Origin of the sequence: Coleofasciculus sp. (genome assembly GCF_046539235.1) — a bacterium.
Lineage (GTDB): Bacteria > Cyanobacteriota > Cyanobacteriia > Cyanobacteriales > Coleofasciculaceae > Coleofasciculus.
This window is the reverse complement of sequence record NZ_JBKHHI010000198.1, coordinates 1-11,683: the sequence shown is the minus strand read 5'-3', so window position 1 is coordinate 11,683 and position 11,683 is coordinate 1. Positions and strand designations below refer to the sequence as shown.

The window sequence follows — 11,683 nt, the reverse complement described above, 5'->3', positions numbered from 1 at the left end:
GACTATTCAACCTTGAACTGATCCGCACTCATTTGCAGATTTTGCGCCATCGCCAACAAACCTTGGAACGATGAAGACATCTCCATCGAATTTTCCGCCGTTTGATTAGCAATCGTCGCCACCTGAGTCATGGTTCGGGTAACCGACTGTAACTCCTGACTCTGAACTTGAGTCGCTTGGGTAATTCCCGCTACCACCTGACTAATCTGACTCGTAGCTTCGACGATCGCATACAAATATTCCCGCGCTTCGTTCACCTGGTTTGTACCCGATGCGACTTGCTGAATCCCCGTTTCCATAACCGATGACACCTCAGCAGTACCCATCTGGATTTCCTGCACCAATTGGGCAATCTCCGTCGTCGCTTCCGCCGATTGACGCGCCAGAGAACGCACCTCATCTGCAACCACGACAAACCCTCGTCCATACTCACCCGCGCGGGTGGCTTCAATTGACGCATTCAACGCCAACAGTTGGGTTTGAGTGGTAAAGTTACTAATCAAATTCACCACTCGCGACACCTTCTGCGTCGATTCACTCAAACGCTTCAGCCGCTTACTGGTTTCCGCCACGGTTTCCCGGATATCCATAATCCCATCCACCGTGCGGTTCATCGCCTCATCCCCAGCTTGAACCGTTTGGTTGGCGCGTTGCACCGCTTCTTCCACCTGTTGAGCGCTAACACCCACGGCTTCAGTGGTATTCACCATCATCTGAATCTGTTCCAGAGTTTGTTCCAGCGCCTGGAACTGGCGTTGGGCTTGTTGCGCCAATCCGGCGATCGCGGCTTCGCTAGCTTGGGAAGTTTGTCCCACTTGGCGAGAGGATTCCTTTACCTGTTTCACAATCGCCCGGAGACTTTGCAGGGTATTGTTATAGGCATCCGCCACCGTTCCCACTTCATCTTCGGTAATCGGCGCTCGCACCGTCAGATCCCCTTGTAACGCCGGACGTACCGCCATTAGCAGTTGAATCACTCCCTGTTGCAGTGCTTCCTTCGCCGCTTTCTCCCGTTGCGCCGCCTCCATTAATTGCTGGGACTGTTCCTGAACTTGTTCCAAGGAATACGCTTGCTGAATTGCGATCCCTAACTGGGTTGCCATCTGCGCCAAAAGTTTAATCTCTCCCTCTTCCCAGGTACGGGGTTCACTGTTTTGATACACCCCCAGCAATCCCCAAAGTTGTTCCCCTTGGAATAGGGGGGCGATAATGTAAGCTTGCGCTCCCCACTGCTGCAAAATCTCCCGGTTAAACGTCAACTCCGTGGCTTGGCTAATGTCATTAACCGCCGTGGTCTGATTTTGGCGATACACACCACCCTCACTTTGTTGCAACACCGGATCACTCACCTTTGCCAGTTGAGTACCGACAACCTTGACGTAGGAACCCCCCACATCTTCAATTACAAATTCCCCACTCCAATCGGAGTTAAAGCGATAAACCGCCACCCGATCCGTATTCAGCAGGAGTCGCAATTCCTGACTCGTCGCCTGCAACAGAACCTCTGGGTTCAAAGTTCCTTTCTGCAAGCGCTCAGCAATCCGTTGTCCAGTTTTATACAGCAGGTTGATAAAGTTACTTTCCCGTTTCGCTAACTGGGCGAATTGATCCGACTGTTGTTGCACCTGTTCCAGGTAGTAGAGTCGTTGTAATGCCGTTCCTACCGCTTGACCCACTTGAGTTAGCGCCGTGATTTCGGTACTTGTCCAGTGGCGGGGTCCGCTATTTTGATACGCACAGAGGATTCCCCATAACTCATCGGCGACGAAAATCGGGGCGAGGGCGTAAGCTTTGACCTCAAATTGCTCTAAGATTTCAACGTGACAATCGGAGTGACCGATAGTATGGATATCATCCACGGCAAAGCTTTCCCGATTCCGATAGCGACCCCCCTGGGTTTCTTGTAAATAGGTGTCTTCCCAAACGGTGCGGATATCCGGACCAACTAAGGGTGTCCATCCCGTCGCCACCGACTCCGCCACAAACACGCCACTCCAGTCGGGTTCAAACTGATAAACCGCCGTGCGATCGCATTTGAGTAGTTTCCGCAGTTCACGAGTGGCTGTATTGTAGATGGTGGCGACATCCTCGCCATAGCTCAACTTAGTCAGAACACTGGATACCGTTTCCTGAGTTTGGGCAATGGTTGCCAGTTGTGTGGATTGGTCTTGTAACTGGTGCAGGTACTGGGATTGTTTCAAGGCGATGGACAATTGATACGCCACCTGCTTGACAAATTCCACCTCTTGGTTTCTCCATTTGCGTGGACCACTGCACTGGTGAATACAGAGTAATCCCCACAATTCGACTCCTTGCATAACGGGTGCCACCAAATTCCCGCGCACCTGGAACTTGGAGAGGGTATCAATATAACAGGGCGCTAGATTGGCGTGATAGATATCCGCGACTGCCCAAACCCTTCCCTTGCGATAATTTTCCGCATGTTTTTCACCAAAACAATGGTCGTCTATTTTCATCGACAAGGCTGATGAAAAACCGGCGATCACCCGCTCAGACACGAGTTCTCCCCGATTAAACCCAGAGTCAGGATCAAAGCAAAAGACGCCCACGCGATCAGCCCCCAAAAAGGTTTGTACTTCGCTACAAGCCGTCTGGAAAATCTGATCGATCTCTTGAGACTGACTAATCTTACTGACAATTTGAGCCGTGACTCGTTCCAAGTCGGCGGTTTTCACCAGTTGCTCCGATTGGGCTTGTAATTGCTGCAAATAATCCGCCTGTTGCAGCGCTACCCCCAGTTGAGACGCCACTTGAGTCAGCAAGCGGACTTCACCCTCTTCCCAGTGGCGTTTCCCTGTGTTTTGAAACGCACTGAGCAATCCCCACAGCTTGTCTTCTTGGAAAATAGACACCACTGCACAGGATTTGACGCCATAGTAGTCTAACGCCTCAACATGACAATCCGTCAGCGTACCATCGTGAACATCGTCTACCACAAACGGTTGATTGTCCCGGAAGCATCCCCCGTGGTGTTCGTTGAGATAGGGATCTTCCCAACCACTCCCGACTAACTTGGGAAACCCGCCTGACTCGGATTCACAGATAAAGTCGCCAAAATAGTCATCACGGAACTTATAAATCGTCACCCTTTCCGCATTTAGCAGTCGCCGCACTTCCTGAGTGGTGGTTTCAAACACCTTGTCAATGTCGAAGGGTTGACGGATTTTATCCACCACTTTGGCTAACGCCCGCTCTCGCTCCGCCTCCTTCGCCTGTTGCTCCGATTGCAGTTGAATCTGATCCACATATTCGGCTTGTTGGAGGGCGACACCGAGTTGGTTGGCAATTTGCTTGAGTAATTGGACTTCACCCTCTTCCCAATGGCGGGTACTGGTGTTTTGAAAGGCACTGAGTAATCCCCACAGCTTTTGCCCTTGGAAAATAGAGACGACGGCGCAGGATTTGACGCCATAATTCTCTAACGCCTCGATGTGACAATCGGTGAGATTGGCGGTGTAAATATCATCCACAACAAAGGCTTCATTATCCAGAAACCGTCCGCCTTGGTGTTCGTTGACATAGGGATCTTCCCACCCACTCCCCACGAGTTTGGGTAATCCTGGCGCTTCGGATTCACTGACGAAATCACCGAAATAATCGTCGCGGAATTTATAGATGGTGACGCGCTCGATGTTAAGAAGTTTACGCACTTCTTTGGTGGTGGTTTGGAAAATCGTCTCAATGTTCGTGGTTTGACGAATTTTCTCGATCACCCGGGCGATAGTACGTTCCCGTTCCGCTGTTTTTGCTAATTGTCCAGTTCGCGCTTGTAAACTGTCCAGGTATTCGGCTTGTTGAAGCGCGACGCCAAACTGACGCCCGACTAATGCTAATATATTTAGTTCTGAGGTGTCCCATTGGCGAGAACCTGAGTTTTGGAAGGCGGCGAGTAATCCCCAGAGTTTGTCTCCTTCAAAAATTGGTGCGATCGCATAAGCTTTTGCCTCAAATTGTTCCAACAGATCGATATGACAATCAGTCAAACCCGCCGCGTAAATGTCATTCACGCCATTGGTTTCTTCATTGCGATAACGTCCGCCTCGGGTTTCTTGGAGATAGGTATCCTCCCAGACTTTTTTGATATCCGGACCGACTAGGGGAACCCATCCCGGAGCAACGGATTCGGCGATAAATTCCCCACTCCAATCTTGATTAAACCGATACACCGCCACGCGATCGCACTCCAGTTGCTGACGGATTTCCCGTGTGGCGTTACTGAAGACTTGGGGAACATTCAGCGATCGCAATATGTTCTTGAGAATTTTCGCCGCGACTTGACCGACAACTTTGGTATTTTTGTTTTGGCTGCGAAGTTGACTAAACAGTTCTCCCGGTTGCAGGTTAAGAGCCAATTCCGTCGTCACCTGATACAGCAAGTTAATCTCGGAGTCTTGGAAGGTGCGGGTTCCGGAACATTGCTGAACAATCAGTAACCCCCAGACTTGTTTACTAAACAGAATCGGCAAACTTAAACAGGCTTTAATTTGAAACCGTTTCAGCAGTTGCAGTTGATAGGGACTGGTTACGCCTTGATACAGATGACTCAGGGTGACAACCTGTTGCTGCTGATATTCGATTTGACTGTTTGCGCCAAAGGTTAAGGCGGGTAAAGATTCACCCACACAGGGAGTATACCCCGCCACCATAGATTCAGCGCGAACCACACCCTCGGTTTCCGTCTTAAATTGATAAATCAGGACGCGATCAACTTGGAAATGCTCCCGCACCTCTGCCACAGTGGTTTCTAGCAGCGTATCAACGGTTTCTATCGTAGACGCACGACGCATCCGTTGAGCAACCGCCAACAACCATTGGCGTTGTTCCTGAAAATAGGTTTCGATATTGACACCCATCTCAGGCTGAGACTCATCCATCACGCGATCGCCATTACTGATTGTATGAGCGGAATCGTTCTCCCCATCAGGGTTGAGTACTTGCTTTGATTGTTCGAGTTCTTGCATAATTCGATGTGTCTAGTCCTAATATGTCCGCGATCTGCGATCGGGAAAATGTTGACCCTCCACTTCGGAAAGAGGGTATAGCCTGTAAGTGTGTAGGGGCGGGTTTTACCAATAACGTGAGAAAACCGCTAATTTAACTAAACCCGCCCTTGCTCCCCCAACTCCCTCACTCACGATGCCTTTGCCAAAGGGGATAGTGGCTAATGGCATGAATATTCAGTACGATGCCCTGATCTTCAGGGAGGGAACCCAGAATAAACGGCAAAAGTTTAGGCGGAAATACACCAGGAATAGCAGGCTGCAAATGTTGCAAATCATGGTATTCGATGTCATTAACTTGTGAAACAACAAGTCCCAAGGATTGCTGATTCACCTCAACGACTAAAACCACCAAAGTATCAGAGAATTCCCCTGGTTTCTCTAAAGGGGAATAGCCCATCAACTGGCTGATATCAACTAGCCAAATCATATCGCCACGCCAGTTGCAGATCCCTAAAACACAAGCCGGCATTTCTGGAACAAGCAGAATGTCTGTTACATTTACTCGTAGCACTTCCCCAATTTGTTCTAAGGGCAATAGCCCACTATCTTGGTGACTAAGAGGAAAGCGAAGTAACCGCTGCTGGGTTTGGGGGGGTAAAGGTTTAAGGTTGAGTGAATCAAGACTCGTCGTTAATAGAATTGAGTTAAGTGAATTTGTCATTCGTCATTCGTCATTCGTCATTCGTTATTTGTCATCCGTCATACTCGCTTACCTTGAAAAGCAAGCTACGTCATTCGTTATTTGCCAAGCAACAAACAACAAAGAGTAACTAAACCAGCGTAAACTTATTAATGGTTTTCATTAATTCCTGCTGATCGACTGGTTTAGAGATATAGGCATCAGCACCTAGCATCGAACCCCATAACTTATCAGCATCCGTGCCTTTGGTTGAACAAATCACCACAGGAATCTTTTTAGTGTCGATGTTGGTTTTAATCTCGCGGCAAAGTTCAAAGCCACTTTGACCCGGTAAAATAACATCGAGAATCACTAAATCCGGTTTTTGAGCTTGAAGTTTTATATGGGCTTCCTCTCCACTTGTTACACTCACCACGTTAAATCCGGCTTGTCTTAAATAACGAGTCAGCACCTGGGTTTCTGTTACACTATCTTCCACTAAAAGAACAGTTTTCATAGTTAATCCAATTTTTGCGATACACAACCTTTGCAGTTTGTTGTTCAGTCATAAATACTGAACAAGATTTAATTACTCATCGGTACAGACTTGGTCGGTAAATATTTCTGCAAAGTACTCAACACTTTTTGTTGAGTAATCGGCTTTGGCAAAAAACCAGAAGCCCCGACCATTTTGGCACGCACCCGGTCTACGATGCCATCATTTCCGGTCAGAATAATCACGGGGATATCCTGAAAAACCGAAACACGACGAATTTGAGAACAAATTTCATAACCATTAGCGACAGGCATCACCAAATCCAGGAATATCAGATCCGGCTTATTTTCTAGAAGCTTAACTAGGGCTTGCACTGAATCCTGGATTGAGACAAACTTATAACCCGCTTCCTCTAAAATATAACCCATCATTTGAGTGTCAATTCGACTATCATCAATGTAAGCAATTACCGCATTTGCTGATTTAGAGGAGGATGACGGGCGAGAAGGCTTTCGTGATGTACTTTTACCATTTTCATCAGATTTATCCTCAACAATTTTACGAGGTAAAATAGAAGTCTTCAAGTCCTCGACTTCAATTAATCCAATTAAATTTTTCTGAATATAAGGGGAAATCGAGTGAGTTAGGGGCAGAGGAGTTTGTTTTAACTTAACCGCTAAATCCCGAAGCGTTTGTTTCCCGTCCGCAAAAGCTGTTAGATTGCGATAAGCAGAGGGTGATGTCTGCTGGCGCAACTGATCTGCCTGCAAAATTTTGGGGGCAAGATTAGGTGAAATGTCAGCTAAACCCGCTTTTTGCCAAGCTTGCCAATCCTGAAAAACTTGCTGCCAAACGCGCTCCGCTCTTACCACAACCCACCCTAAATCGATGGAATCTTGAGGAATGACTCGGTAGCTTAGATACATTCCAGAATGATAGTTTTGTTGTTCGCCTGCTTGGATAATGTCAAAAAGAACCTCGCTGGTATGACCTTGAACAAGTGCTGCCATTTGTCCCACGGGGATTTGTCCTTGTTTCACTTGTGTGGCTAATGACTCATAATCTTGATATTGAATCGGCTCTCCTGCTTGCGTCACAACCTTAACAGCCACCGAAGGACAGTGCAATGATAGCTGACGAAACCAACGACGCACAGGATGTACCTTACTATGACAACCAATCAAACTGCCGACACTAAAGAATAGCTGCCACTGCTGTTGTTGGGGATTGGTTATGTTGAAATCTAACTGACCTGTAAATTGTTGACTAGCACAATTTTGAATACGTTTTAGCAGTTCTTCTGTGGTAAAAACGACATCATGTTTTGTTATATTCCAATGAGTTGATCGAACAGATAAAGGAGCAAGCATTTTTGATTTTTATTTATCTCACTAAGTCGGATAGTAGAGTCAGTCATCTAGATATCAATATGACTGTTTTTTTGTTGCTGAATTTTTTTAACGTTTATTTTTTAGGGAAGGTATGATTTTAAATATTTTTTTCGGTAAAATATTTCATAATAAATTACAGATATGACTGGCTTAATTGTAGCTGATCAAAAGGTGAATATGTCAATATTTTCCAATAAAACATTTAATATAAATCGCATACTTTTTCTGCCATAAATGAAAAACAGAAAAGAATAAGCTGTTCGGCATTTAAACCATAATGTCAAGAATTGCGAGATCATTGCCGTAGAGCGTTTAGCGAAGCCATGCCGCAGGCTTTGCATCTTGCTCGCTACTAATACCCAATTTAAATGCATTACAGCTTAACACGGTGTAGTACAGCAGCCAGAAAAAAGCCCTTTTATAGTCCTTTTTAGCTGTATTACATCTAGCCTAAAACTGCTGTAAGTAGTCGGACAAAAGAAAACGGCACGCTCACCCTCTCACCCCATCTCCCCAATACTTATTCAGCAAGCCCTATTTACCTTAGATGCGCCCTGAGATAAGTTGGCATTTACATTGAAGAGTATTGCATCGGCGGTTGAACGTACCAATCTCCAAACATTGATGTATCCTGAAACTGGTTAACCTGGGGCTTGGGGAGATAAGTGTGTAACGCTTGGAGCATTTTATCTTTATTAATGGGCTTGGTGAGAAAATCTGACGCACCGACAATTTTTGCCCGTGTCCGGTCAATAATCCCATCCTTACCCGTCACAATAATCACTGGGGTGGATTTGAAAAAGGAAACCCGACGAATTTGGGAGCAGATTTCATACCCATTAGCAATGGGCATAACTAAATCTAATAAAATCAGGTCGGGTTTGTGTTCTATCAATATCGATAATGCTTTTTCCTGATCCTCAATATTGATAAATTGATAGCCGGCTTGAGTGAGAATATGATTCATCAGTAGCAGATCAACTGAGCTATCCTCGATACAGGCAATTAAGGGATGCGTCGGTTTCGACTCTATTGGAGTTGCCGGGGTTTCGGCGGATGACTGTTCCAGCTTTATCGGTGATGCAACGATGAGACTCATTTCCTCAACCGGACTCAGTTCGACTAAACCTTGACGAATATAGGGTACAATGGACTGAGTCAGGAGTAAAAGATTTCGATTCATAAGAACGGCTAAATCCCGTAATGTTTGATTGCCATCCATCGAAGCAATCAGGTTATCCGATGTGAATTGAGAGGTTTCTTCTTGCCATGCTTTAAATGTCTGATTAATACCTCCTAAACCACTGAGGTTACCATAGAGCATCTGGGAAAATTGTTGTTGTAATTCCTGAGGTTTTAATACCGTGGGCGCTAAGTTTGGAGAAATGTCTGTTAAATCAGCGCTTTGCCAACTTCGCCAAAGTTTTACCGCTTGCCTCCACATTTCATCAACTTCTGTAGTTACTAAGGCTGAATCCATCTGGTCTTGAGGAATTTGACTATAACTGAGTTGCCAGTTTGAGGGATGAGACATCTGTTCAATGTGTTGAATCAGATCAAAAAAATTTTCGATAATATAGCTTTCGACAACTTCTGTCATTTGCGCTTGACCTATTTTTCCCCGCCTTACTAATTCCGCTAAGGCATCGTAATTGTCACCAGGGATATGATTTGAATGATTGACAGTCGTATCCTTAACCAATTGGGGACAGTAGCGATAAAGCTGGCGCAACCAACTCCGATGTGGATGTACCCCACTTCCACCACAGATTAAACCTTGGCAAAAATATAAACTCCAGTGTTGGTGTTGAGGGGCTTCAATATCTAAGCAACCTGTAAATTTCTCACTGGCACAGGAGAAAAGTTGGGTCGCCAGATTTTCAGGATTGACAATTGAACAAGAGGTGAAGGGAAATCCGCCAGTGCTAATAAATTCAGTCCATTTTTGGGAGTATCCAATTGCTCGCTCGAATTGATTGGTCATAATTTTAGCTTGAACTTCTGGGAATACGGCATGAAAGTGATTAGGGATGATGAAAGCAACTAGCCGAGTTGGGAAAGATATAGGAGCAGACTACCTTTGTCATGGTAATACCGCCCGTAGGGGCGCATAGACGTGCGCCCGATTCAATGGTAAAGTCTATTCCACTATTTTGGCTGTGCCACGCCAGTAGGACAGTTCTGGTTAAGTTATACCCGGCGTAATTCTACGTAGACGTTTAGAGGGATTTACTTACACTCACTATCACCAGTCTCAATCATTTGTGAAAGTAGATGAGACTAAAAAGCTTGCCCAGCAAGGATTGCCATTTCACAACCGATTTAAACTTACTCTATCTTTATGGTAGAGGATTTTACTAGCAATTCGGTAAAGTGATTATCAATTTTTTGTAAAGCTTTACTCAGCTTTTCTTGTTTAAATCATCACATTATTCTATTTTCGGCTGATCTTGCCCCCAATCACCTCAGCATAATGGCGTAAGTTTGCTGCCTATAGTTCTTGAGCAGTAAGACAAGCTATTAACCTTTTACCATAGGCGTTTCAGCGCCCAAATACCTGGGGAAATAGGGAGATTAATCTAAGCTAAATGGCTTAGGTGTAGGGAGTTTTTTTATCAAATCTTGGCGTAATTTCTTTGACAGAATTAATCTTTCTCCCTAGATATTAAGTATTTTTGATTATCAAGGCTCTGGCGAAAATATAGCACAACGTATAGTTAAATGATATAAATTAAAAGGGATAAAGAAAATGTATCCCACGCTAAAAAACGTGGGATTTTACCAAACGCAAGAGCCATGAGACTCGTGAAGCACCAAGAAAGCTAAATGGTTCATCGTTGATTGTTCAAGGTTGATGAACCATGAACAAAGGAACTATAGCCGTTGCCGCTTTTGGTGATCACTTATTGTCTGTACAATTCGCCAATAAACTCATCGAGGACTTTTTGGGCGGCTTTGTAGGCGACTGCATTTCTACCGATATTCAAGTTGCCGAGAATGCGATCGCGTATTGCCTCCAATCTGGATGGTTGTGGAATCTGTTGCCTGAGAGTTGCATTTTCCACTCTCAGGCTGCGAATTCCCCCAACGCTGCCCTCAACTGATCTAACTCTTCTCGAATGGGTTGAATGTGGGCGGCAATTCTTTCATCGATCTCAATCAGATTAGCTTGGGTAATCGGAATACCTAATGACGATTTGATAGCATTGGTAATGAATTCCGTCTGAGTGCAGCCTTCAGCCGCACATTTTTCGCGTAGCGCTTGGAGTAATTCGTTGTCTATGCGAAGATTGATCTGGGTTCGTTGGGTCATAGCTTCCTCAAATTTGAAAAACTTTTAAGGTAGCATATAACCATCACATAGACAACTCACATCAGCACATCACCAAACTAACTGCGAAATAATCGTGTATATTGAGTTTCGTGAGCCATGCTAGAGAGTGTTAATCCCCAGGTGCAACTGTGTAACTGTTCATTGTCTTCTAGGCTCAAAGCGTCTTGGCTAGCAAGGGATAGCTGAGGGGCAAGTTCCAGCAGCAGTTGTTGTCCGGCAGTTTGACCTAGGGGAATCAATTTCACACCTGTATTAATCAGATTGGATGCCCAACTGTGGAAATAACCCAATAAAGCAGCCATGAGGTTAATTTGCCAGTAAGCGGCTGCAATACCAAAGGCGATCGCATAATTGCAGGGAGTTCCCACTATCCCCGCCACAGATTGAAGTTCCGGTTCTAACTCCACCAGTAAACGGATCAGGGAATTACCCATTTGCCAACTTTGCGATCGCAACTCTGAGGTTTCCTTCGCCGCACTCGCCCAAGCATTCCAATACTTCAATGCCTCTAAATCTTCAGCCTGCATACTCTGATAGGCGCGTACCATCATAGCGGCTTCTAAGCGAATCGCTCCATATCTCAATTCTTGGTCAATCCAGGCTTTTAATTGTGTTGACTTATCAATCACCCCCTTTTCCACCAGAATTTCTAATCCTTCTGAATAGCTATAGGCACCGACAGGTAAGGCGGGACTCGCTAGTTGCAACAAATACAAAAGATAATTATTTGTCATTTGTTCATTGTTCATTGTTCATTGTTCATTGTTCATGGTTCATGGTTCATTGTTCATGGTTCATGGTTCATTGTTCATTGTTCAT

Annotated in this window: 8 protein-coding genes; all 8 read right to left on the bottom strand. The window is 45.4% G+C overall.

The window, feature by feature from the left end:
• Positions 1-2 precede the first annotated feature (2 nt).
• Complete coding sequence (locus ACLFWI_RS17460; RefSeq protein WP_446413970.1) at positions 3-4,982, bottom strand: GAF domain-containing protein; 4,980 nt, start codon at positions 4,980-4,982, stop codon at positions 3-5.
• A 166-nt stretch (positions 4,983-5,148) separates the two neighbouring features.
• Entirely contained in the window at positions 5,149-5,685 is a 537-nt protein-coding gene (locus ACLFWI_RS17455; protein WP_446413969.1) for a chemotaxis protein CheW, read from the bottom strand.
• A gap of 109 nt (positions 5,686-5,794) precedes the next feature.
• Positions 5,795-6,160, bottom strand: a complete 366-nt coding sequence (locus ACLFWI_RS17450; protein WP_446413968.1) for a response regulator transcription factor — start codon at positions 6,158-6,160, stop codon at positions 5,795-5,797.
• Between the two features lie 68 nt (positions 6,161-6,228).
• Positions 6,229-7,509 carry a response regulator gene (locus tag ACLFWI_RS17445; RefSeq protein ID WP_446413967.1) on the bottom strand — a complete coding sequence of 427 codons (1,281 nt, stop codon included), beginning with the start codon at positions 7,507-7,509 and terminating at the stop codon, positions 6,229-6,231.
• A gap of 592 nt (positions 7,510-8,101) precedes the next feature.
• Positions 8,102-9,514 carry a response regulator gene (locus ACLFWI_RS17440; protein ID WP_446413966.1) on the bottom strand — a complete coding sequence of 471 codons (1,413 nt, stop codon included), beginning with the start codon at positions 9,512-9,514 and terminating at the stop codon, positions 8,102-8,104.
• A gap of 919 nt (positions 9,515-10,433) precedes the next feature.
• Positions 10,434-10,595, bottom strand: coding sequence for a hypothetical protein (locus ACLFWI_RS17435; RefSeq protein WP_446413965.1), 162 nt, complete (start codon positions 10,593-10,595; stop codon positions 10,434-10,436).
• Between the two features lie 2 nt (positions 10,596-10,597).
• The gene (locus tag ACLFWI_RS17430) at positions 10,598-10,843 is read right to left on the bottom strand and encodes a hypothetical protein (protein WP_006104453.1); all 246 of its coding nucleotides are present in this window, start codon (positions 10,841-10,843) and stop codon (positions 10,598-10,600) included.
• A 77-nt stretch (positions 10,844-10,920) separates the two neighbouring features.
• On the bottom strand, positions 10,921-11,613 hold the full coding sequence (locus ACLFWI_RS17425) for an urease accessory protein UreF (protein WP_446413964.1): 693 nt from the start codon (positions 11,611-11,613) through the stop codon (positions 10,921-10,923).
• Positions 11,614-11,683 lie beyond the last annotated feature (70 nt).

Bases quoted from the DNA above. Each gene is read 5' to 3' on its own strand.
- ACLFWI_RS17440 (WP_446413966.1), bottom strand. From the start codon at position 9,514: ATGACCAATCAATTCGAGCGAGCAATTGGATACTCCCAAAAATGGACT.
- ACLFWI_RS17455 (WP_446413969.1), bottom strand. From the start codon at position 5,685: ATGACAAATTCACTTAACTCAATTCTATTAACGACGAGTCTTGATTCA.
- ACLFWI_RS17450 (WP_446413968.1), bottom strand. From the start codon at position 6,160: ATGAAAACTGTTCTTTTAGTGGAAGATAGTGTAACAGAAACCCAGGTG.
- ACLFWI_RS17430 (WP_006104453.1), bottom strand. From the start codon at position 10,843: ATGACCCAACGAACCCAGATCAATCTTCGCATAGACAACGAATTACTC.
- ACLFWI_RS17460 (WP_446413970.1), bottom strand. From the start codon at position 4,982: ATGCAAGAACTCGAACAATCAAAGCAAGTACTCAACCCTGATGGGGAG.
- ACLFWI_RS17425 (WP_446413964.1), bottom strand. From the start codon at position 11,613: ATGAACAATGAACAAATGACAAATAATTATCTTTTGTATTTGTTGCAA.
- ACLFWI_RS17445 (WP_446413967.1), bottom strand. From the start codon at position 7,509: ATGCTTGCTCCTTTATCTGTTCGATCAACTCATTGGAATATAACAAAA.